General features: G+C 64.7%; 18 protein-coding genes and 1 tRNA gene. 10 read left to right on the plus strand and 9 right to left on the minus strand.

Annotation, left to right across the window (positions count from 1 at the left end):
* Positions 1–103: 103 nt before the first annotated feature.
* The 3 genes from NRG23_RS29810 to NRG23_RS29820 all read left to right on the plus strand — a co-directional run bounded on the left by NRG23_RS29810 (position 104) and on the right by NRG23_RS29820 (position 2568).
* A complete protein-coding gene (locus NRG23_RS29810) occupies positions 104–982 on the plus strand; it encodes a LysR family transcriptional regulator (protein ID WP_028682077.1) in 879 nt (292 codons plus the stop codon).
* A 78-nt stretch (positions 983–1060) separates the two neighbouring features.
* The gene (locus NRG23_RS29815) at positions 1061–1777 is read left to right on the plus strand and encodes a transcriptional regulator (protein WP_041988283.1); all 717 of its coding nucleotides are present in this window, start codon (positions 1061–1063) and stop codon (positions 1775–1777) included.
* A 5-nt stretch (positions 1778–1782) separates the two neighbouring features.
* Positions 1783–2568, plus strand: a complete 786-nt coding sequence (locus NRG23_RS29820) for a PhzF family phenazine biosynthesis protein (RefSeq protein WP_257373156.1) — start codon at positions 1783–1785, stop codon at positions 2566–2568.
* A gap of 70 nt (positions 2569–2638) precedes the next feature.
* On the opposite strand, the gene NRG23_RS29825 is transcribed toward NRG23_RS29820, so the two are convergent.
* Positions 2639–3526 (minus strand): LysR family transcriptional regulator, encoded by an 888-nt coding sequence (locus NRG23_RS29825; protein WP_038633869.1) that lies wholly within the window; start codon positions 3524–3526, stop codon positions 2639–2641.
* A 133-nt stretch (positions 3527–3659) separates the two neighbouring features.
* Between NRG23_RS29825 and NRG23_RS29830 the strand changes: the two genes are divergently transcribed.
* Positions 3660–4646 (plus strand): zinc-binding alcohol dehydrogenase family protein, encoded by a 987-nt coding sequence (locus NRG23_RS29830; protein ID WP_009049960.1) that lies wholly within the window; start codon positions 3660–3662, stop codon positions 4644–4646.
* 16 nt (positions 4647–4662) lie between these two features.
* Entirely contained in the window at positions 4663–5142 is a 480-nt protein-coding gene (locus NRG23_RS29835; RefSeq protein ID WP_028682074.1) for an SgcJ/EcaC family oxidoreductase, read from the plus strand.
* A 75-nt stretch (positions 5143–5217) separates the two neighbouring features.
* Here NRG23_RS29835 and NRG23_RS29840 read toward each other — a convergent pair whose 3' ends face one another.
* Positions 5218–5649: a MarR family winged helix-turn-helix transcriptional regulator gene (locus NRG23_RS29840; protein WP_028682073.1), complete on the minus strand. Its 432-nt coding sequence runs from the start codon at positions 5647–5649 to the stop codon at positions 5218–5220.
* Between the two features lie 105 nt (positions 5650–5754).
* On the opposite strand from NRG23_RS29840, the gene surE reads away from it, so the two are divergent.
* Complete coding sequence (gene surE / locus NRG23_RS29845) at positions 5755–6549, plus strand: 5'/3'-nucleotidase SurE (protein WP_009049957.1); 795 nt, start codon at positions 5755–5757, stop codon at positions 6547–6549.
* Between the two features lie 161 nt (positions 6550–6710).
* Here surE and NRG23_RS29850 read toward each other — a convergent pair whose 3' ends face one another.
* Positions 6711–8438 carry an amidase gene (locus tag NRG23_RS29850; protein WP_257373157.1) on the minus strand — a complete coding sequence of 576 codons (1728 nt, stop codon included), beginning with the start codon at positions 8436–8438 and terminating at the stop codon, positions 6711–6713.
* Positions 8439–8868: 430 nt separating this feature from the next.
* On the opposite strand from NRG23_RS29850, the gene NRG23_RS29855 reads away from it, so the two are divergent.
* Positions 8869–8943: transfer RNA gene (locus NRG23_RS29855), tRNA-Gln, on the plus strand.
* A gap of 174 nt (positions 8944–9117) precedes the next feature.
* On the opposite strand, the gene NRG23_RS29860 is transcribed toward NRG23_RS29855, so the two are convergent.
* Positions 9118–9780 carry a glutathione S-transferase family protein gene (locus tag NRG23_RS29860; protein ID WP_009049955.1) on the minus strand — a complete coding sequence of 221 codons (663 nt, stop codon included), beginning with the start codon at positions 9778–9780 and terminating at the stop codon, positions 9118–9120.
* 105 nt (positions 9781–9885) lie between these two features.
* Positions 9886–10491 (minus strand): response regulator transcription factor, encoded by a 606-nt coding sequence (locus NRG23_RS29865; protein ID WP_257373158.1) that lies wholly within the window; start codon positions 10489–10491, stop codon positions 9886–9888.
* Between the two features lie 113 nt (positions 10492–10604).
* Here NRG23_RS29865 and NRG23_RS29870 point away from each other — a divergent pair, with 113 nt between their 5' ends.
* Positions 10605–12245, plus strand: coding sequence for a hybrid sensor histidine kinase/response regulator (locus tag NRG23_RS29870; protein WP_198919156.1), 1641 nt, complete (start codon positions 10605–10607; stop codon positions 12243–12245).
* Positions 12246–12456: 211 nt separating this feature from the next.
* Here NRG23_RS29870 and NRG23_RS29875 read toward each other — a convergent pair whose 3' ends face one another.
* Positions 12457–13347, minus strand: coding sequence for a LysR family transcriptional regulator (locus tag NRG23_RS29875; RefSeq protein WP_198919155.1), 891 nt, complete (start codon positions 13345–13347; stop codon positions 12457–12459).
* A gap of 140 nt (positions 13348–13487) precedes the next feature.
* Here NRG23_RS29875 and NRG23_RS29880 point away from each other — a divergent pair, with 140 nt between their 5' ends.
* The gene (locus NRG23_RS29880) at positions 13488–14912 is read left to right on the plus strand and encodes an MFS transporter (RefSeq protein ID WP_198919154.1); all 1425 of its coding nucleotides are present in this window, start codon (positions 13488–13490) and stop codon (positions 14910–14912) included.
* Positions 14913–15120: 208 nt separating this feature from the next.
* Here the strand turns inward: NRG23_RS29880 and NRG23_RS29885 are convergent, their stop codons facing one another.
* The 3 genes from NRG23_RS29885 to NRG23_RS29895 form a co-directional block, all read right to left on the minus strand.
* Positions 15121–16647: a DUF2235 domain-containing protein gene (locus NRG23_RS29885; protein WP_198919153.1), complete on the minus strand. Its 1527-nt coding sequence runs from the start codon at positions 16645–16647 to the stop codon at positions 15121–15123.
* Between the two features lie 181 nt (positions 16648–16828).
* Entirely contained in the window at positions 16829–17605 is a 777-nt protein-coding gene (locus NRG23_RS29890) for a nucleotidyltransferase domain-containing protein (RefSeq protein WP_053269548.1), read from the minus strand.
* Positions 17606–17718: 113 nt separating this feature from the next.
* The gene (locus tag NRG23_RS29895; protein ID WP_038633849.1) at positions 17719–18309 is read right to left on the minus strand and encodes a hypothetical protein; all 591 of its coding nucleotides are present in this window, start codon (positions 18307–18309) and stop codon (positions 17719–17721) included.
* 433 nt (positions 18310–18742) lie between these two features.
* Here NRG23_RS29895 and katG point away from each other — a divergent pair, with 433 nt between their 5' ends.
* Entirely contained in the window at positions 18743–20953 is a 2211-nt protein-coding gene (gene katG / locus NRG23_RS29900; RefSeq protein WP_257373159.1) for a catalase/peroxidase HPI, read from the plus strand.
* The last annotated feature ends 384 nt before the right edge of the window (positions 20954–21337 follow it).

Here is a 21337-nt window from a genome sequence, read left to right on the forward strand (position 1 = left end):
TCAGGGGGCGGGGCGCTGCGAGCCGGCTCAATGTAGGCGGCCGGCGAAGGATCGGCAAACGACGATATTTCGCAGGAGCCATTAGAAAAACTAGGGAGTGGTCATGATTCGACCCCATCTGCCGCTGAATGCCCTGCGGGCCTTCGAGGCCTCGGCGCGGCATTTGAGTTTTACCCGCGCGGCCATCGAGCTGTGCGTGACCCAGGCGGCGGTCAGTCATCAGGTGAAAAGCCTCGAGGCCCAGCTCAACGTCACCCTGTTCAAGCGCCTGCCCCGCGGGCTGATGCTGACCAGCGAGGGCGAAACCCTGCTGCCGGTGCTGTGCGAGTGTTTCGACCGCATCGCCGAAACCCTCGGCCGCTTCGAAGGCGGGCACTACCGCGAAATGCTCAGCGTCGGCGCGGTCGGTACCTTTGCCGTCGGCTGGTTGCTGCCGCGCCTGGAGGACTTCCAGGCCCGCCACCCGTTTATCGACCTGCGCCTGTCGACCCACAACAACCGGGTCGACGTCGCGGCCGAAGGCCTGGACTACGCCATCCGTTTCGGCAGCGGTGCCTGGCATGGCACCGATGCCGTCCAGTTGCTGGAGGCGCCGCTGTCAGTGCTCTGCGTGCCGGAACTGGCGCGACAGCTGCGCAGCCCCGCCGACCTGCTCGGCCAGACCCTGCTGCGCTCCTACCGCACCGACGAATGGCCGGAATGGTTCAGCGCCGCCGGCCTGCCGGCCAGCACCCTGCCTGCGCGCAGCATCGTCTTCGACTCGTCCCTGGGCATGATGGAAGCCGCGCAGCAGGGCATAGGCGTGGCCCTGGCGCCGCCGCTGATGTTCGCCCGGCAGTTGCACGCCGGCAGCATCGTCCAGCCGTTCGCGGTGGGCATCACCACCGGCAGTTACTGGCTGACCCGCTTGCAGTCACGGGCGCAGAGCCCGGCGATGCTGGCGTTCAAGGAATGGTTGTTGGGGACTGTGCAGGAAGGCTGAATGGCTTGAATCAACGCTAGGTTGAATATTCAACGCTGTGTTGATATTTTCGCTCGATTCTTTTTCCGCGAAACCGCCATGAACAGCCCCGACAGCCATTTATCCCCTGAGAGTGCCGCCGAGCGCCAGCTGGTGTTCAAGGTGCTGCACAGCACCCTGAACATGCTCGGCAGCGTGGTGGGCCGGCACACGGAAATCGTCCTGCATGACCTGAGCCGGCCGGAATCCTCCATCGTCGCCATCGCCAATGGTCATGTCACCGGTCGCCGGGTCGGCAGCCCGGTGCTGGCCGGGCCGCGCGAGGACCTGGGGTTCATCGCCGTGCGCCGGGCCATGGAGGATCGCTCCGGCAGCGAGCCGGTGCTGGTGGAGAATTACCCGACCACCGCGCCCGACGGTCGCCCGTTGCGCAGCTCGACGGTGGTGTATCGCGACAGCAGCGGCCAGCCCTTCGCCACCCTGTGCACCAACGCCGACCTCAGCGGTATCGCCGCCGCCCATGCCTGCCTGGGCGAACTGCTGGGCCTGGGCGCAGCCCCCGAACCACGCCACGACGAGCCCCAGGACATGGAGCAGTTGATGGCACAAATCATTCAGCAAGCCTGCCCCGGCGGCCGGGCCTTGATGAAGAAAGCCCAGAAGCTCGAAGCCGTGCGCCAGATGCAGGACCGCGGGCTGTTCATCGTCAAGGGCGGTATCGAGAAGGCCGCCGCGGCCCTCGGCGTCACCCGCTACACCGTCTACAACTACCTGGACCAGATCCGGGCCACAGACCAAGCCAGTCAACAGGAATGAAGCCGATGCAGCTCGATATCTTTCAGGTGGATGCCTTTTCCTCCACGCCTTTCGGTGGCAACCCGGCCGCGGTCTGCCCGCTGGACGCCTGGTTGCCCGACGCCACGCTGCAACGGATCGCCGAGGAGAACAACCTCTCGGAAACCGCCTACTTCGTGCGCAACGGCGAGCTGTTCGAATTGCGCTGGTTCACCCCGACCGTGGAAGTCGACCTCTGTGGCCACGCCACCCTGGCGGCGGCCTGGGTGCTGTTCGAACAGCTGAACGAACCCAGCGAACTGCTGCGCTTCAGCACCCGCAGCGGCGAGTTGCGCGTGCGTCGTGACGGCGAGCGGCTGTCCATGGACTTCCCGGCCAAGCAGCCGGCGGCCGTAGAGATTCCACCCAGCCTGCTGCACGCCCTCGGCCTGCCGCGCGCAGAAGCCCTGTACCGCACCGACGACTATTTGCTGGTGGTCGAGGACGAAGCGATCATCGCCGGTCTCAAGCCCGACTTCGCCGCCCTGGCCAAGTTCGATGTGCGCGGCATCGCTGTCACCGCGCCGGGCAAGCAGTTCGATTTCGTCTCCCGCTGGTTCGGCCCGAGCGTCGGGGTCAACGAAGACCCGGTCACCGGCTCGGCCCACACCTCCCTGGCGCCGTACTGGGCCCAGCGCCTGGGCAAAACCCGCCTGAGCGCGGAGCAGGGCGGGGCGCGCAAGGGCCAGCTGTGGTGCAAGGTGCTGGATAACGGTCGGGTGCTGATCAGCGGCCAGGGCGCGCTGTATCTGAAGGGCACGATCTTTATCTGAAGACCTGGCGTTTGCTCCGCCAGGAGCATCAGTGATCGACTCGGGTCGTGCCTGGGGCCCTCAGGATCGATCACTGCCGGGTGGACGATACCTCTGTCAGATAGCCCATGTAGCCCTGGGCGAAGTCCAGGTAGGCCCGCACGATGGCCGACGGGTGACGATGGGACGGGTAGAGCAGATTGATTTGCTGCTCCGGCAAGGGATGGCCGGGCAGCAGCGCCAGCAGCCGGCCTTCGCGGATGGCGTGTGCCGCGAGGAAGGGCGGCAGCTCCGTCACCAGGTCACCGGCCAGCGCGCGGCTGCGCAGGTGTGCATAGTCGTTGGTGGCGAGCATGGCCCTGGGCCTGAAGGCCACGTCTCCCAACTGCCAGGTCCCCGGGCTGCCCTGGCTCCAGACACCGCAGGGGTAAGCGTTCAGCGCCTCGACGCTGCTGGGTGGGCCCAGCCGCTCGATCAACCCGGGACTGGCTACCAGCAGGTGGCGATAGCTCAGCAGGCGACGGGCGACCATGGTCTCGTGGGTAATCGCACCGACCCGCAGCGCCACATCCACACCGTCTTCGATCAGGTCGATACGCCGCTCCGTGGTATGCACGCTGACCTCGATCTGCGGGTAGCGGCGTTGGAACGCCGACAGCACATCCCACCAGGGTTCGAACGCGGGCGGCAACGACAGCCGCAAGCGGCCTTTCAACAATGCCTGATCGCTGATCACCGCCTGTTCGCCCTCGACCAATGCCTCGATACCGCGGCTGGCGTGTTCGTACAGGCGTGCCCCCGAGTCGGTGAGCTTGGTGCCCCGTACCGAGCGTTCGAGCAGTTGTACCTTCAGCTGTTGCTCGAGTTCGCGAATGCGTCGGCTCAAGGTCGGCAGGGGAATCTCCAGGCGCTCGGCGGCGGCGGAAAGGCTGCCGGTCTGCGCCACGCTGACAAACATCCGGACGGCGTTGAAGTCCATGATTGCTCCTCTCATTGGTGAGAGGAAGCCTATCTTTTGCGTGGATTATCTTCCAGTTTCGATTGATGGATAGTGAAGCCACTTGCCCAGGCGGCAATGGCTTCAACCCACAACGTACTTGAGGAACTCCACCATGAAAGCTTATGTGATCGAACAGACCGGCGGCCCGGAAGTCCTGCAACTGCGGGATATCCCATCCCCCGCGCCGACGGCCGACGAAGTGCTGATCCGCGTCCGCGCCTTTGGCCTCAACCGCGCCGAAACCTATCTGCGTGCTGGCAAGATGGGCGCCATCAGCGCACCTCGGGTGCCGGGTATCGAGGCGGTAGGCGAAGTCATCCAGGACCCCTCGGGCCAGTTGCGCACCGGCCAGCGGGTGGTCACGGCCATGGGTGGCATGCAGTTCACCCGTAACGGCAGCTACGCCGAGCAGGTGACGGTGCTGCGCAACAATGTGATCGCGCTGGACGACACTTCGCTGTCCTGGGAACAGCTGGCCACGCTGCCCGAGGCGTACCTCACGGTATGGGGCGCACTGGACAAGAGCCTGGGCATCCAGAAGGGCCAGACCTTGCTGGTACGCGGCGGTACTTCATCGGTTGGCCTGGCCGCCATCACCTATGCCAAGGCTCGCGGATTGAAGGTCATCGCGACCACCCGCAACCCTGAAAACAGCCAGCGCCTCTACCAGGCAGGGGCCGATGCAGTGGTGGTCGACAACGGCGACATTGCCCCGCGTATTCGCGAAATCGCACCCGATGGGGTCGATGCCGCCCTGGAAATCGTAGGCGCGCCCACCCTGCGGGACACCCTCAAGACCCTGCGCCCCTTCGGCGCGGTGAGCGTGATCGGACTGCTCGGCGGTGCCCCCACCCTGGAACAATTCCACCTGATGCAGGACCTGCCCGCAGGCGTGCGGCTGAACTTCTTCCCGAGCGGCTTGTTCGGGACGCCGGCCTTGCCCCTGCAGGACACGCCACTGCCTTGGCTGGCCAAGGAACTCGCCGCCAAGCGCATACCGTCGATCCATACCCGAACCTTCGCCTTTGACGAAGTCCGCGAGGCGCACCGCTTGATGGAAAGCGATCGCGCACTGGGCAAGCTCGTCGTGGTGCTTTGATCTCAAGGAGAACAGCATGCGTATCCCATTGATCACACTGATGCTCGGCAGCCTGTTGCTGCCCCTGACGGCCCAGGCCGCCAAGCCGGGCGCCGAGGCGGGGGTGACCGCGGCGGTCACCCAGCAACTCAAACGTTATGAAACGGCGCTGAACACCTCCGACCTCGATCAGGTCATGACCCTGTATGCCGACGATGCGGTGTTCATGCCGCAGAACAGCCCGCCGGCCGTAGGCCGTGACGCGGTACACGCGGCGTATCGGCAGGTCTTCGACCTGATCAGGCTCGACGTGCGTTTCACCATCGATGAGATCCAACCGCTGTCACGGGACTGGGCGTTCGCCCGGACCCGTTCCAACGGAACGGTCAAGTTGCTGAAGGGCGATCAGCCTGCCAGCGCCGAAGGCAATCAGGAGGTTTTCCTGTTGCATCGAGAAAGCGATGGCCAATGGCGTTTTGCACGCTACATCTTCTCGACCATCCAGCCACGCCAGTAGATGAAGGAAGCAGAGGCGCGACGCTGTCTTGGGACCTGCCACGAGTGGATCACAGTTTTCAAGCGCGCCTCTTTTTTACAGGTCACCCGGCAGGCTAAAGGCGCTGAGTTTCTCCATCAGTGCTCCGGCCGCTGCCAGTTGTTTGCGTTCCTTATCCGTCAGGCAGGTGTTCACTGCGCTGTCCAGCCATTGATCACGTTGATCCCGGCTGGCCTGCAACACCAGCCGGCCTTTTTCGGACAGCTCTAGCCAGGTGCGGCGACGATCGCCGGTGTCCTGGGTGCGGGTAATCAGTTCACGGGCTTCCAGGTCCCGCAGCAGCGAGGCGAGGTTGGAGGAGCGCATGTTTTCCTCTTCGGCGATTTTCGAGGGCGTGGCCATGCCGTCCATCCGCTCGATTGCACTCATCACCAGCATCTGCGACCAGGTCTCGGGAGTGTTCTGCGCCTCCTGGCGCAGGCGTTTGCCCAGGCGGGTCAACTGTCGGCGAAACAACGAAATATCCATGCCGTCATACCTATGAAAAAATAGCTATGTAATTATAGCTAAATACAGTTCGCGACGATGCCCATTCCGAGCGTCGGACCGGGAACATCACGAGGGGGGATTACGATGGCTAACGATCATCCGAGATTCGCGCGGATTCTTCTCACCAACGATGACGGCATAGACGCACCAGGGCTCAAGATTCTCGAACGCATCGCGGGCCAACTGGCGCGTGAGGTCTGGGTTGTGGCGCCGTTGCTCGATCAAAGCGGCACCTCTCATTCGCTGAGCCTTCACACACCTCTGCGGCTGAGTTGCCATGGCCAAAGACGCTTTGCTGTCACCGGGACGCCGGGCGATTGCGTGGCAATGGCGCTGGGGCATCTGCTCAATCACGACCGGCCCGACCTGATTCTGTCCGGGGTCAACCGAGGCGCGAACCTGGGGGTGGAAACGGTATTTTCGGGGACGGTCGGCGGCGCCATGACGGGGTTGCTGTTTGGCGTTCCTGCCATCGCCTTGAGCCAGGCCTTTACCGACAGAAGTGCGGTGCCTTGGGATAACGCGCTCAATCATGGGCCGCAAGCCATCACGCAACTGATGGACATGAACTGGCCCGAGGATGTTTGCTTGAACGTCAACTTTCCCGACTGCGCGCCGGATGCCGTGCTTCCATTGAAACTGACGCGTCAAGGCTCGGGGCGCTTGAACGGCGTTTCCGTGCGTACGGAAAACGATCCTCGCGGGCTTGAATATCACTGGCTGAAGCTGGACAGGCACACGCAAGCCGATGAGCCAGGCACTGAGACGGCGGAGCTTCTCGCCGGGCATATCACCGTGACACCGCTGCAATTCGAGCGGACTCACGACAAGGCACTCCTCTCATTTGAACAACAGAATCGAGGCTCGCTGGTTAGGTAGCGCGGCTTTTTCAGACGGGGGGATGGCCTTCAAACAGCTTCGGGCAAGGTCGACCGCAGACTATTTGGGCGAGTGATGATGTCGAGGGACGGCCTGATGATTCAGGCTTGTCATTACCGGGCGGGATTGGAGGCAGAGCTGCTCCAATCCCGTCCTTTCCATTACTGACCAGCCACCTGTTTACTGTCCACCAACGCCGGAGTCCGCGGCGGGATCAGGCGTTTGCTGCCGGTGGACTCGTAGGCTGCCGCCAGGCGCAGCAGGTTCGAGTCGTCGTAGGCGCGGCCGGCGAAGGTCAGGCCGATGGGCATGCCGATGTCCGGCATGACGCCCATCGGCACGGTGACCGTGGGCACGCCCAGGTGGCGGATGGCGAGGTTGCCGTTGGCCACCCAGACGCCGTTGCTCCAGGCGATATCCGCCGACGCGGGGTCGACATCGGCATTCGCCGGGCCGACGTCGGCCACGGTGGGGAAGATCACCGCATCGAGCCCCAGCGTGTCCATCCAGTCTTCCAGATCGATCTTGCGGGTTCGCTCCAGGCCGCGCAGGCCGTCGGGCACGGTAGGGATCTGATCCCAGGGGGTGATGCCGCGCTCGGCCATCTTCACGTACTCGTCCATGCCGGCGGCGAGGTCGCCTTCGCGGTTGGGCAGGGTGCCGGGGTCGTGAGGGAATATCAGCGGGCCGTCGACGTCCACCAGGCGATTGAGTTTCGGGTCGCCGTTGGCCCGCAGGAAGTCATCGAAGGCCCAGGCGGTCAGGTCCCACAACTCGTGATGCAGGAACTCCTTGGACACCAGGCCGCGGTTGAACACCGTCGGCGCGCCGGGGCGGTCGCCCTCGCAATTGGACACCAGGGGGAAATCCACTTCGAGCACTTCGGCGCCGGCGGCTTCCAGCGCCTGGCGCGCCTGCTGCCAGAGGCCGATCACCGAAGGGCGGGTGTGGATGCGTTGCCCGGTCGGGCCACCGATCCCCGGTGCTTCGCTGGTGCCTGCCTCGGGGTCGGCGTTGATGTACATGCGCGGCACACCGAAGCGTTTGCCGGCCAGGGCGCTGCCGGTGGCGGCCAGTTCCCGATAGGACGCCGGGCGCACCGAGGCCACGCTGGGAATCGGCACCCAGGGTTGCAGGCGCCACAGATCGCCACGGGTGTCCGGGTCTTCGGCGACCACCACGTCGAGCACTTCGAGCAGGTCGGCCATGGTCCGGGCATAGGGCACCACCACGTCCATGGTCGGGGTCAGCGGCCAGTTGCCGCGCACCGAGATCACCCCGCGCGAAGGGGTGTAGGCACACAAGCCGTTGTTCGAGGCCGGGCCGCGGCCGCTCGACCAGGTTTCTTCCGCCAGGCCGAAGGCGGCGAAACTCGCAGCGGTGGCAGTCCCTGCGCCGTTCGATGAACCCGAGGCGAAGGGCGCGGTGAGGTAGCCGGCGTTGTACGGGCTTTCCGCGCGGCCATAGACCCCGCGCTGCATGCCGCCGTTGGCCATCGGCGGCATATTGGTCTTGCCCAGGCAGATCGCTCCGGCGGCGCGCAGCCGTTCGATGGTGAAGGCATCGCGATAGGCGATCAGCTTGGCGAAGGCAGGGCTGCCGGAGGCCGCGGTGAGGCCCTTGACCAGGTAGCTGTCCTTGGCCGTGTAGGGAATGCCATCGAGCGGACCCAGGGTTTCGCCCCTGGCCCGGCGGGCATCGGAGGCCTGGGCTTCCTTGAGCGCGTCGGGGTTGCGCACCACCACCGCGTTGAGGGCGGTGGGGGTGTCGGGGCCGTCGTAGGCATCGATCCTGGCCAGATAGGCCTGGACCAGTTCGACCGCCGTGGTCTGGCCAGATTCGAGCGCGGCGCGCAGTTGGGCAATGGAAACCTCGGTGACTTCGATCATGCGGTTACCGCCGGCGGCTGATGGGTGATGTGGTGAAGGTTGCCATCACATTGGCGCTGGGGGTTGGGCGGCTTGGGCACATCGCTTATCTCACAATGGGTGTTCATATCGGTTCTCGTTGCGCGGCACGACGCGACTGGGGCTGGGCTACAACCTGAGCAGGGTATTTTGCACCAAGTTGCCGGCGGGGGAATCGCTAAACGCTTGGCCGTTGTTGTTGGCTGCTGATCGGTGTCTGGCGCCCGTCGTGTAGGGGCCCCCAGGCATCGGCGGTTTTTACCTCAGTCAGGCCCCAAAAAGTAAGTAGCTGTTTTAAAAACAAATTTATGCATCTTGGTCTTCACAGATACAGAAAAAGTTGATAAATTTCCGCGCGTTCTTGCAGAGGTCCCCCACGGGCCTTGCAGCGAGAGCAGGCAATACCAGAGATAGGGGCGTCGCCAAGCGGTAAGGCAGCAGGTTTTGATCCTGCCATGCGTTGGTTCGAATCCAGCCGCCCCTGCCATCTCTTATCCATCCAGGTACCCCTCGGCCGCCAGGCATGAGGCGAATCCTCCCGAAACACCCATCCTTCTGTTTTTATCAAGCGCTCTCGTAATGCCCGGTATCTGTGTGGATGCTCAAGCGGCGCATTTTCGCGTGCCCGGAATATCCCCATCACCTCGCCCGTGCCCGACGGCTAGCGAAAGCGCTGCGCGATGGCCTCGGCAAAGGGGTAATGGACAAAGTAGGGCCGGGCTTCGTCGATGACCCGCTGGAACGACGGCCGCTGTATCAGCCGCTCGAAATAGGCGCTCAGGTGGCGATGGTCGTCGGCAAAGGCCACGAGCGTGCTGGCATAGAACAAGGCCGGGGCGGCGGCGCAGTCGGCCAGGCTGAAGCCCGGGCTGGCCACCCAGGTCCTCGAGGCCAGGCGCTGCTCGAGCATGGCGTATGCGCTCAGCAGGGCTGCGCGTTCCCGGCTCAGGTCGCCGTGGGTGCCATACAGGCGATCGGCGACTATCCGCTGCATCGGCCCCTGGACATGGCAATCGAAAAAACGGTCCCACAGCCGGACTTCCAGCGCACTGTCCCAATCCTCGGGAATCAACGGCTGCTGGCCCCTATAAAACCGATCCAGGTACTCGATGATCACGCTCGATTCCGGCACATCACGCTGCCGGGCGTGATCGCGGATGACCGGGAACTTGCCCAGCGGCCACAGGCTTTGCAGCTCGGCCCGGTCGGCGTCGTTGGCGAGATCGATGATGCGCTTTTCAAAGGCGATGCCGTGTTCGTACAGGGCGATCAGCACCTTGTGGCAGAACGACGACAGCGGATGGAAATACAGGGTCAGCGGCATTTTCCGGTTCCTCGGTGAAGTGTGGGGCGCACGACGTGCCAGCAGGGCAACCCACACAGTATCGGCCTGCCTGGGTGGCAACGCGCTGGCAGGCGACGAGCCGGGCTACAACCCCCCGGAATATTTCACCGCCGCCGCGGCCCGCGACGGCACGTTGAGGATGCGCAGCAGCGAAGACACATGGATGCGCACGGTGAAGGGCGAGATCTCCAGTTCGCGGGCGATTTCCTTGTTGGTCTTGCCCTGGGCGATCAGGCGCAGCACCTCGAGCTGGCGCGTGGTCAGGGTGGCGCCGGTGCCCAGGGGCAGCAGGCCGGAAGGGGCGAACTTGACCAGCACCTCGCCTCCGCGAATGGCCAGGACGGCCTGGCCGATCTCGTCCGGGGCGATGTTCTTGCCGATAAAACCGTCGACGCCGGCGGCCATGACCTCGCCGATCAGCGCCTGGTCATCGACCATCGACACCACGATCAGGGTGGTGCGCGGCAATTGCTTGCGCAGTTCGGCCAGCTGGCTGACGCAGGTCAGGCCCGGAAAACGCAGGTCGAGGATCAGCGTGTCCAGTTCGTCGCCGGCCTGGGTCAGGGCGAGTACGGTGTCCAGGTCGCCGGCCTGTTCGATCTGCGCGTCCGGCAGCAGGCGCTGGACCGTGCGCAACATGCCCTCGCGAAACAGCGGGTGATCGTCGGCTATGATAATCCGGCATGCCATGGGGTGACTCTCCTTGGGTCGAGCTTTCCTTGAGGCTGCTACTTTAGCAGCGGGTCAGGCAACTGCCCGTGATTCGTGCTGGGTACGACGACTGCCGGACAAGGATGTTCCCCATGAAATTCGAAAAAAACACCGAGCTCGACCAGGCCAACCTGCGCACCATCGTGGGCAGCTGCGCCTTGGCCTATATCAGCGTGCTGGGTTTCCTGCCCGGGCAGCGGCTCGATACCTACCTGCCGATCGTGATCTATATCGTCCTGTTCCTGCTGCTGTCGATTGTCCTGCGCCAGGCCATCGTGCGCTGGCCCGGGCATTATCCGGCGCGGCGGGTGCTGGGCATGGTCTATGACTACACCGGGACTTCGTTCGGCCTGGTGGTCGGCGGGGAAGCGGCGCTGCCGCTGTACGCGGTGATGGTCTGGGTCAACCTGGGCAACGGCATGCGCTTTGGTTCGCGTTACCTGGCGATCGCCACGGTCCTGGCGTTGGTGGCACTGCTGGCCATCTACCGCCTGACGCCGCTGTGGCAGGCGCAACCCTTCATGGTGCTGATGCTGTTGATCACCAGCACGGTGATCCCGATCTATGCCCATATCTTGCTGGAACGCACGCGCAAGGCGTCGGAGGAGGCGATTGCCGCCAACCTGGAAAAGTCGCGTTTTCTCGCCCAGGCCAGCCACGACCTGCGCCAGCCGATCCATTCCATCGGCCTGTTCACCGCCTGCCTGCGCGAGGCGCGCCTGGGCGACGAGGAGCGGCGCCTGGTGGACAACATCGACCGTTCGCTGCTCAACGTCTCGCAGTTGTTCCGCTCGATCCTCGACCTCTACACCCTGGACAACGGACGGGTGCAACCCAGTTACCAGGCCCTGCACCTGGGCGAATTCCTTGCCGACCAGCTGCGGCAGAACGCCGAAGCCGCGCGCTGGGCCGGGGTCGAGATGCGCCTGCGCCCCTGTTCGCACTGGGTCCGGGCAGACCCGGCGCTGCTCGCCACCATGGTCCAGAACGTGCTGTCCAACTGCTTCAAGTACGCGGCGCGGCGACCGGTGCTGATCGGCGTGCGCAAGCGCGGCGCGGGGCTGGCCATCGTCATCTATGACCGGGGCCGGGGGATTGCCGAGGAGCATCTGCCGAACCTGTTCGAGGAGTTCTACCGGGTGCGCGAGCAACGGGACAAGGACGTCGAAGGCGTGGGCCTGGGCCTGTCCATCGTCAAGCGCCTGGGGCAGTTGATGGGGCTCGAGGTGGCGATCCGTTCGCGGCTTGGCCACGGCACCGCGGTGAGCCTGTACGGGTTGCCCCTGGCGCCACCGCAGCTGCAGGCGGCGAGCCTCGACGAGGCGCGTCAGGCGGGGCTGTTGACTGGCTTGAAAGTGTGCCTGGTGGAGGATGATCGCAATGTGCTGCTGGCCACCTCGGCCTTGCTCGAGCGTTGGGGCTGTGTGGTCCAGGCCGAGCTTTCCGGTAAGGACCTGGTCAGCGACTGCGACATCATCGTCGCCGACTATGACCTGGGCAACCACGCCACGGGCATCGAGTGCATCGACAGCCTGCGCCGGCAGCGCGGCTGGGCGGTGCCGGCGTTGATCCTCACCGGGCATGAAGTCGAGAAGATCCAGGCCGCGTTGCACGACCGCAATATCGCCATCCTGTCCAAACCGGTGCGGCCGGCCGAACTGCGCGGCAGCTTGCGCGCGCTGCGCCAGCATTCTGCGTCGGCATCGGTGGCGGGGGGCATGCCCGAGGCGTGAGGCGCGGGTCAGCGAGCCCCGACCGCGTCCCTTGCCAGGATAAGGGGCGCGCTGGGCTTATCGCTTGCAGGGGACGTCTTGGGTCACGGTGCTTTGCAGGTCGGCCGGCGCTGCTGCTTGCCAATGCCGGTGTTCGGCCCAGGGCGACCAACTGAATGGTGCTGATCAACAAGTACTTCAGCGCCCAAGTGATGGCGTTTGCCGAATCGCTTCACTCCCCACACACCTCCCGCACACAGTCGCGCAGCCAGCGATGCGCCGGGTCGCTGTTCATTCGCGGGTGCCAGAGCATGGACACGGTGATTTCCGGCGTGGCTACCGGCAGGGCGAAGCTGTGCAGGCCGCTACGCAGGTTGTGGGTGTGGCGTTCGGGGACGGCGGCGATCAGGTCCGAGGCGCGGATCAGCGCCAGGGCGGCGGAGAAACCGCCAACGACGGTTGCGATATCACGCGCCAGGCCCACCGCCTGCAATGCGTCGTCCACCAGCCCGCGATCGAGACCCTGGCGCGATACCAGCACATGCTCGCCGGCGGCGTAACGGGCGGCGCTGATCGGCCCGCGGCTCAGCGGATGGCCGGTGCGCACCACGCCGATAAAACGATCGCGGAACAGCGCGCGGGTGTGGATTTCCGGGCTGGCGTTGGCGTCCACCACGCCGGTGTCGAGGTCGACCGTGCCGTCGCGCAGGGCTGTGCTGTCCTTGCTGGTTTTCTGCAGGAAATGCAGGCGCACCCCAGGGGCTTCGGCGCGCAGGCGAGCGACCAGGGCCGGGCCGAAGTTTTCGACGAAACCGTCGCTGCTGCGCAGGGTGAAGGTGCGTACCAGGCGCTGCAGGTCGAGCCGTTCGACGGGGCGCAGCATGGCTTCGGCGTCCTGAACCAGGTGGCCGACCCGCTCGCGCAACTCCAGGGCACGCGGTGTCGGCACCAGGCCGCGGCCGGCGCGTACCAGCAGCGGGTCGCCGGTGGTTTCGCGCAGGCGCGCCAGGGCCCGGCTCATCGCCGACGGGCTCAGCCGCAGGCGTTGGGCGGCGCGCGCCACGCTGCCTTCGGCGAGCAGCACGTCAAGGGTGATCAGCAGATTGAGATCGGGTTTGGACATGGCGGCGGCCCCGTCTGGCGTAGAAGTGAGATGGCGTCAGATGCACGAATAACCTGCAAAGGCTGCGCCTTCCGCCATGTTAGACCGCGGGCTAGATTGGCGACAGCGCCGTTTCGCGCGGGTCAGAGAGGGAGTGCAACGTGAAGCCAGTCAATGCCGGAGCAGAACCGAAAGCGGTATCAGTCGGCAGGGCGCTGGCCAGCCTGTCGCTGTCGATGTTGCTGGCGTCGCTGGGCACCAGCATCGCCAACGTCGGCTTGCCGACCCTGGTGCAGGCGTTCGGGGCGAGCTTCCAGCAGGTGCAGTGGGTGGTCCTGGCCTACCTGCTGGCGATGACCGCGCTGATTGTCAGCGTCGGCCGGCTCGGCGATCTGTTGGGACGGCGGCGCCTGCTGCTGGTCGGGATCCTGCTGTTCACCCTGGCCTCCATACTCTGTGCCGTCGCCCCGACGCTGGGGATGCTGATCGGCGCCCGGGCGCTGCAGGGTGTCGGCGCGGCGATCATGATGGCGCTGACCCTGGCCCTGGTCGGCGAGACCGTCAGCAAGGCCCGCACCGGCAGCGCCATGGGCTTGCTGGGCACGATGTCGGCGATCGGCACCGCTCTTGGCCCGTCCTTGGGCGGGGTGTTGATCGCCGGGTTCGGCTGGCAGGCGCTGTTCCTGGTCTGCGTACCGTTGGGCGGGCTGACTTGGGTGCTGGCTTATCGGTGTCTGCCGGCCGCTGGTCAGGCGCGGACCCTTGAACGAGGCGCTTTCGACCCCCTGGGCACCTTGCTGCTGGCTCTCACGCTGCTGGCCTACGGGCTGGCCATGACCCTGGGCCGCGGCCATTTCGGCCTGCTCAACGCTGGGCTGCTGGTGATGGCGTTGGTGGCGGCTGGCCTGTTTGTCTGGGTGGAGGCGCGGGTGGCCGCGCCGCTGATACGCCTGGTGCAGTTTCGCGACGCGGCCTTGAGCGGCAGCCTGGCCATGAGTGCGCTGGTCTCGACGGTGATGATGGCGACGCTGGTGGTCGGGCCTTTTTACCTGGCCCACGGGCTCGGGCTGGAGGCGCTCGGGGTGGGTCTGGCGATGTCGCTTGGCCCCTGTGTCACCGCGCTGAGCGGCGTGCCGGCCGGACGCATCGCCGATCGTCTTGGCGTGCGACCGATGATCCTCGCCGGCCTTGGCGCCATGGTCCTTGGCTGCCTGATGCTGGCGTTGCTGCCCGTGAGCCTGGGCATTGGCGGTTACCTGGCGCCCATCGTTATCACCACCCTGGGCTATGCAACGTTTCAGACCGCCAACAACACCGTGGTCATGAGTGACGTGGGGGCGGAGCAGCGCGGCGTGATCTCCGGCCTGCTCAACCTGTCGCGCAACCTCGGGCTGATCACCGGTGCCTCGCTGATGGGCGCGGTGTTCGCCGCGGTGGCCGGCGACCTCAGCACGGCAGGCGCCGAGGCCGTCGCCAGTGGTATGGGCTTCACCTTCGCCCTGGCCGCGGGGCTGCTGGTCATGGCGCTGTCTATTGCGCTGGCCAGCCAGCTGCGTGGAGGGCGGACGGTGGATTCGACGGCTTAGCCAGGAGGCAGCATCAGCAAAAGCCTGACCACCGCAAACATCTTCTGTAGGAGCGAGGCTTGCTCGCGAAGACGGACTCCGGTTCGACGCAAGAGGTGGGTTGCATGTAATGGCCCTATCGCGGGCAAGCCTCGCTCCTACAGAGGCGAGGCGGGGAGAGGCCCGCGATTGCGCGGGACAATCGCGGGCTGTTCCTGGTCCGGCGGTTTTATTGGGCGCTCTCGACGTTCACCGCGTCGTTGTTGGCGCCTTTCCTGACGGTGCCGTTGGTGGTTGGGCAATTGGGCTTGTAGGTGCCGACAATGGTGTAGTTGCGCTCCAGATTGTCGTTCTGGCAGCGTTCGCGGCGGGCGTAACCCAGATTGATCGGGTCGTAGCGAGACTCGGGTTTTGGTTCGCGCTGAGGATGAGGCACTGGCAAATCGTGTTTATCCATTCTCAGGAATACGCTGGCATGGACCTTGTCCCGTTCCACCGGCTTGCGACGAATCAGCCCGGCTTTCTTGTAGGCGATATGGGGCAAACCTGTGGCATCGTGGAATTCATCGTGCAGCGGACCGCCGATGCACTCGGCTGGCCAACGGGTGCTATTGGCGAATAGGCCGTCGCTCTTGAGATTATTCAGCATCCAGCGCAGCGGGATGGTTTCCAGCCCCTGGCCGCCCTTGGCATAAGGGCTTTCACCGCACTTGGCGCTATCCGGGGCATTGAGGTAACCACCGCCCACATCGGCATGCACGCCGGCAAACCATACCTCTTCCAATACCTGTGATTTCGTTTGCGGCAGGCCGAAACGCAGCAGGCGGAACGAGGCCCTTTGTTCATCCAGGGACATGGCGTGGTAGCCGCGCTCGGCATACAGCTCCAGGCGGTGTTCGTCGGGTTCTTCCTTCAGGTTGGTGCCTACCGCCGGTACGGTGTCGAACACACCAATGACTTTGACCACGACTTTGTTCTCGTCTTTTTTAGCCGGGTCGTCTCCGTAGACCCGGATGTCGTTGGCGTCTTGGTAGCTCTTCAGGCGCTTGCGCAGCGTGTCATCGAAGCCGGGTACCCCATCGTTGCGCGACTTGTAGATGTCGTACATGTCTTCGACCACATCGTGCATATGGCCGGTCCAGCCCCACAGGGAGCTGTTGTCCCGGGCATCGGCCTTCAGGTTGCTGGGCAGGCCGGCGACTTCGATAAACCCGTTCAGCGAGCGTGCGGTGAAGGCGCCGCGGCTGAACCCGAAGATATAGATATCGTCGCCGGGCCGGTAAGCCTCGATCAGAAAGCGGTAGGCCTGACGGATATTCAGGCTCACACCGGTACCGAACAGTGCGCCGAAGGGCGAGGTGAAGCGGGTCCTTACGCCCTTGTCGTAATAGGGAATGACCCTGGCCCCATCCTTGGCCTGCTCGAGCGCCAGGTTGTACATGCGCCAGATATTGGTGTTGTCCTCCTTGGTGTTTTCCGTGCCGTCGAGCAGCACCACGAGTTTTCTGGGCTTGTTGTCGCTGTACAGGCAATCGAGGAGTTTCCAGCGCTCGCGGACTTTGAAGTAGCCGTCTTGAATACCTTCGGTGTTGAAAGCATCCGCGCATTTTTGTGCCGGTGCCTGTGGTGGGGTCGTTCGGGCTTTGCTCAGCAACTGGGTGTCGAGGAGTTGTGTGGTTTGCAGTTTCAGCGTGCTGTTGTGTGGGGTGGAACAGGCTGCCAGGAGGGCGAGGCTCAACAGAAGGGCTATGCGCATATCGAAGGTCTCCATGACCGGATACGGATGGCGTGGCAATGCAGCCGATCGAGGCCGATGAGCGCGCTCCGCTGGCTGCTCAAGTGAACCTAGCTGAAGGTAATCAAAATGCCATCAGTGGGTCGGGATCAGGTTCCCCAGAGCGACGCCAGCGCCCTGCTTGGGGCGGGCGGGCCAGGGATCAACCCGCGCTTTCCCCCACCAGCAACGCACTGTAGGCCCGCAGCCGCTGCACGAACTCACTCACCGAACCCTGGGGCACATAGGCCTGCTTGAGGAAGAACGCGGCGTACTCGGCCATCCCCGGTTCGGCTGCCGACAGCAGCTGCGCATGCTCCTCCAGGGTGGTCGGCCAGCCGCGTTCCAGCTCGCCGCGCAGCAGGTTGGCCGAGCGTAGCGCCTTGCGCGCCGCGGCCCGTTGCAGGCGTTGTTGCTGCAAAGGTTCGCGGCTTTGTTCCAGCTGCTGCGCGTAGCCTTCCAGCACCTGGGGGAAGTCGCCATTCAGCGCCAGGGCGATGGTGCGGCTCGGGCGGAAGGGTTCGAAGCGCAGCCCCAGGTCATTGCCCCAGATGCAGCGGCACTGGTGCTTGAGCCAGAAACCCCAGCGGTAGCGATTGTCGGGCGCCAGCACCTCGCTGAGCACACCGATATCGAAATCGATCTTCGACACCTCCGGGTGCCGCGCCTCCAGCGCTTGCCGAGTCTCCTCCAGCCGCTGGCGCTCCTCGGGGCTCGGCGCCCAGGCCAGCACCAGGGTCACATCCAGGTCGGAAGTGCCCGGCCGCGCATCGCCACGGGCCACGCTGCCGTACAGGTACAGGCCGTCGAGCAGCGCCGGAAAACGCCGCGAGAGCATTGCGCACAGCTCATCCACCAGAGGGCTGAACGCCGGTTGCAACGGCTGGTCGGGCAGGGACTGGATAAAACCTTCGGCGTCGACGCCTGGGTACTGCGACATGGTGATCTCGATGGGAGGATGGCGATGAAAGCAGCCCGGCCAGGCGGGCGGTTGGCAGACAGTCTGGCTGACTTCACGAATCGCGCAAGCCGGCGCGGTTCAGCGCCACGCCGTCACGGGTCGAGGCTCGCCAGATCGTTACCCAGTGGCGCCGGCGACTCGCCGCTGATCGCGCACAGCAGGGCGCTGATGGTTTGCCCCTCGACCGTGCCGCGTTCTTGCAGCAGGTCCGCCACCGCGCCGACCGCCGGCCAGTAGCGATGCACCAGGCAACTGGCGCGGGCCATGGCCCGGGATTCGGCGTCGAGCAGCTTGCGTGGCGGCAATAGGCTGATCAACTCGTGACCGCGGCTCAGGTCGCCGCGGCCGCTGCCTTTTATCAGCTTGTCGGATCGACCGTGGCGGTAGATCGCTTCGGCCACCGGGCCGGCAAAGCAATGCAGCAGGTCGCGCTCGATGGACTCGACCATCGACGGCAGGTATTCGGCGATCCCCGGGGCATCGAAGGCGGGGCGTGGGACCAGGTAATCGGCCTCCACCAACCCCTCTACATAGCGCGGGTTACCGCGCAGATCGAGCATCGGACCAGCGGCAGCTTCGGCCCTGGTACGCACGCTGACACGGGCGATCGGCTGACCGTTCCACCAAAAGGCCAGGGCGTGGCCGGCTTCGTGGATGGCCGTGCAACGCGGGCGCTGGTTCATGGTCTTCTCCCGTGCTGGGCAGGCTTGGGGCGTGACGAAAACGCGCCAGGCACCGGAAAGCAGGCGACCCCACAGGCGTTGTCCCTATCATTGGCTTCAACTGCGCAGGCCGGGTAAAAGCTTGTTCCTATCAACAAGCAATAGCCCGGCTATTAGCGATCCGCCACAGAGGGTCTAGCCTTAATTCAGCGTCGGCGTCAGCCGGCCGGATGAGACCTGATCAAGAGATAACGAAGAACGAGTCAGAAGCGTACTGGGCTTACCGTGGGCCACCGTCCTGGCAACTTGCTTGCCACTCTTCAGCGGCCTGTGGCCACAACCATCAGTTAAGCGAACTGTGAGCCCTGCAACCTATGTCATTGCTTTCGCCTGTCGCTATTCAGCGCCCGCCCGGGCCGGATAGCTGGATGAATACGACCAAAGGTAGCTCCTCATGGCAAACGAATCGAAATGCCCGTTCAACCACGCCGCCGGCGGTGGTGTAACCAACCGCGACTGGTGGCCGAACCAACTGAACCTGAAGATCCTGCACCAGCACTCGTCCCTGTCCGACCCCATGGGCGAGGACTTCAACTACGCCGAAGCTTTCAAAAACCTGGACTTCCAGGCCCTGAAACAAGACCTGCACGCGCTGATGACCGACTCCCAGGACTGGTGGCCCGCCGACTTCGGCCACTATGGGCCGTTGTTCATCCGCATGGCCTGGCACAGCGCCGGTACCTACCGCACCGGTGACGGGCGCGGCGGCGCCGGTTCCGGCCAGCAGCGTTTTGCGCCGCTCAACAGCTGGCCGGACAACGTCAGCCTGGACAAGGCGCGGCGCCTGCTATGGCCGATCAAACAGAAGTACGGCCGCAACATCTCCTGGGCCGACCTGATCGTGCTCACCGGTAACGTCGCGCTGGAATCCATGGGCTTCAAGACCTTCGGTTTTTCCGGTGGTCGCCCGGACGCCTGGGAGCCGGATGAAGATGTCTACTGGGGCGCCGAAAGCACTTGGCTGGGGGGCGACACCCGCTATGGCAAGGGGCCGGGAGCCCCCGCCGCCGAGCCGGGGCGCAACCTGGAGAACCCGCTGGCCGCGGTGCAGATGGGCCTGATCTATGTGAACCCTGAAGGCCCCGAAGGCAACCCGGACCCGGTCGCGGCGGCGGTGGACATCCGCGAAACCTTCGCCCGCATGGCGATGAACGATGAAGAAACCGTGGCCCTGATTGCCGGCGGCCACGCCTTCGGCAAGACCCACGGCGCCGGGCCCGCCAGCAATGTCGGCCCTGAGCCCGAAGCCGCTGGCCTGGAGCTGCAGGGCCTGGGCTGGAAAAGCACCTTCGGCACCGGCAAGGGCGCGGACGCCATCACCAGCGGCCTGGAAGTGACCTGGACCACCACGCCCACCCGCTGGAGCAACAACTACCTGGAAAACCTGTTCGGCTTCGAGTGGGAACTGACCAAGAGCCCGGCGGGAGCGCACCAGTGGACGCCGAAAAACGGCGCCGGCGCCGGCATCATCCCGGATGCCCATGACCCGTCCAAGCGGCGCAGCCCGACCATGCTGACCACCGACCTGTCGCTGCGCTTCGACCCGGTCTACGAAAAGATCTCGCGGCGCTTCCTGGCCAACCCGGACCAGTTGGCCGATGCCTTCGCCCGCGCCTGGTACAAGCTGATCCACCGCGACATGGGCCCGCTCTCGCGTTACCTGGGCCCGGAAATGCCCAACGAAGAACTGCTGTGGCAAGACCCGGTCCCGGCAGTCGACCACCCCCTGGTCAACCACGGCGATGTCGCCACCCTCAAGAGCAAGCTGCTGGCCTCGGGCCTGTCGGTGTCCCAACTGGTATCGACCGCCTGGGCGGCGGCCTCCAGTTTCCGTGGCTCCGACAAACGCGGCGGCGCCAATGGCGGACGCCTGCGCCTGGCCCCGCAGAAGGACTGGCCAGCCAACCAGCCAACGCAACTGGCGACGGTGCTGCAAACCCTGGAAGACATTCAGCGCGACTTCAACGGCGCGCAAGCCGGCGGCAAGAAAATCTCCCTGGCCGACCTGATCGTGCTGGCCGGCAGCGCCGGCATCGAACTGGCGGCGAAAAACGCCGGGCTCAATATCACTGTGCCGTTCACCCCGGGCCGCACGGACGCGAGTCAGGAACAGACGGACGTCCAGTCCTTCGCCCACCTCGAACCCATCGCCGATGGCTTCCGTAACTACCTCAAGGGCCACTACCGCGTGCCCGCCGAGGCCCTGCTGGTGGACAAGGCGCAACTGCTGACTCTCACCGCACCGGAAATGACCGTGCTGATCGGCGGCCTGCGCGTGCTCGACATCAACGTCGGCCACACCCCCCACGGCGTCTTCACCCTGCGCCCGGGTGCGCTGACCAACGACTTCTTCGTCAACCTGCTGGACATGGGTGTGGAATGGAAACCGCTGTCCGACGCCCAGCAAGAGTTCGAAGCCCGCGACCGCAAGACCGGCCAGGTCAAATGGACCGGCACCCGCGTCGACCTGGTCTTCGGCTCCAACGCCCAACTGCGGGCATTGGCCGAGGTCTATGCCAGCGCGGATGCGCAGGAGCAGTTTGTGAAGGACTTTGTCGCGGCTTGGGTCAAGGTGATGAATTTGGATCGGTTTGATTTGAGGTGAGGGGGAGGGCGTCTTTTGGGGCTGGAAATAGGGCTCTCGACCTGACGATTCAGGTTGGGGGCCACAGACCAGGGAGCCGCGTTATAACCCTTGTTTTGAACGTTCTTAACGCCTCCCAGTGTGGAGGCGTTTTTCTGTTCGCGGGGTGGCGATTGCCTGGGCATTTTGGACAGTACAGGGGATATCCGCTTCTTATAGGCGTCGACAACCTGACCACTCAAGTGCATTCGATGTGATCCGGATCAGGCTTTTCTTGCCGCAGTTTTGGATAATTCCTATCCCTATCCTTTCGTCTCTTTGGGTATGGTGGCAAGCCTGATCTGGACGCCTCATTGGATATCCACACGTCAGCAAACCAGGCTTCGAGAACATGCAGGTGGTGCG

It is taken from the genome of Pseudomonas sp. T8, assembly GCF_024610635.1.
GTDB lineage: Bacteria > Pseudomonadota > Gammaproteobacteria > Pseudomonadales > Pseudomonadaceae > Aquipseudomonas > Aquipseudomonas chlororaphis_I.

What these genes read in the sequence shown, in the direction of transcription:
- NRG23_RS29810 (WP_028682077.1), top strand. Translation starts at nt 104, where the DNA reads ATGATTCGACCCCATCTGCCGCTGAATGCCCTGCGGGCCTTCGAGGCC.
- NRG23_RS29815 (WP_041988283.1), top strand. Translation starts at nt 1,061, where the DNA reads ATGAACAGCCCCGACAGCCATTTATCCCCTGAGAGTGCCGCCGAGCGC.
- NRG23_RS29820 (WP_257373156.1), top strand. Translation starts at nt 1,783, where the DNA reads ATGCAGCTCGATATCTTTCAGGTGGATGCCTTTTCCTCCACGCCTTTC.
- NRG23_RS29825 (WP_038633869.1), bottom strand. Translation starts at nt 3,526, where the DNA reads ATGGACTTCAACGCCGTCCGGATGTTTGTCAGCGTGGCGCAGACCGGC.
- NRG23_RS29830 (WP_009049960.1), top strand. Translation starts at nt 3,660, where the DNA reads ATGAAAGCTTATGTGATCGAACAGACCGGCGGCCCGGAAGTCCTGCAA.
- NRG23_RS29835 (WP_028682074.1), top strand. Translation starts at nt 4,663, where the DNA reads ATGCGTATCCCATTGATCACACTGATGCTCGGCAGCCTGTTGCTGCCC.
- NRG23_RS29840 (WP_028682073.1), bottom strand. Translation starts at nt 5,649, where the DNA reads ATGGATATTTCGTTGTTTCGCCGACAGTTGACCCGCCTGGGCAAACGC.
- surE (WP_009049957.1), top strand. Translation starts at nt 5,755, where the DNA reads ATGGCTAACGATCATCCGAGATTCGCGCGGATTCTTCTCACCAACGAT.
- NRG23_RS29850 (WP_257373157.1), bottom strand. Translation starts at nt 8,438, where the DNA reads ATGATCGAAGTCACCGAGGTTTCCATTGCCCAACTGCGCGCCGCGCTC.
- NRG23_RS29860 (WP_009049955.1), bottom strand. Translation starts at nt 9,780, where the DNA reads ATGCCGCTGACCCTGTATTTCCATCCGCTGTCGTCGTTCTGCCACAAG.
- NRG23_RS29865 (WP_257373158.1), bottom strand. Translation starts at nt 10,491, where the DNA reads ATGGCATGCCGGATTATCATAGCCGACGATCACCCGCTGTTTCGCGAG.
- NRG23_RS29870 (WP_198919156.1), top strand. Translation starts at nt 10,605, where the DNA reads ATGAAATTCGAAAAAAACACCGAGCTCGACCAGGCCAACCTGCGCACC.
- NRG23_RS29875 (WP_198919155.1), bottom strand. Translation starts at nt 13,347, where the DNA reads ATGTCCAAACCCGATCTCAATCTGCTGATCACCCTTGACGTGCTGCTC.
- NRG23_RS29885 (WP_198919153.1), bottom strand. Translation starts at nt 16,647, where the DNA reads ATGCGCATAGCCCTTCTGTTGAGCCTCGCCCTCCTGGCAGCCTGTTCC.
- NRG23_RS29890 (WP_053269548.1), bottom strand. Translation starts at nt 17,605, where the DNA reads ATGTCGCAGTACCCAGGCGTCGACGCCGAAGGTTTTATCCAGTCCCTG.
- NRG23_RS29895 (WP_038633849.1), bottom strand. Translation starts at nt 18,309, where the DNA reads ATGAACCAGCGCCCGCGTTGCACGGCCATCCACGAAGCCGGCCACGCC.
- katG (WP_257373159.1), top strand. Translation starts at nt 18,743, where the DNA reads ATGGCAAACGAATCGAAATGCCCGTTCAACCACGCCGCCGGCGGTGGT.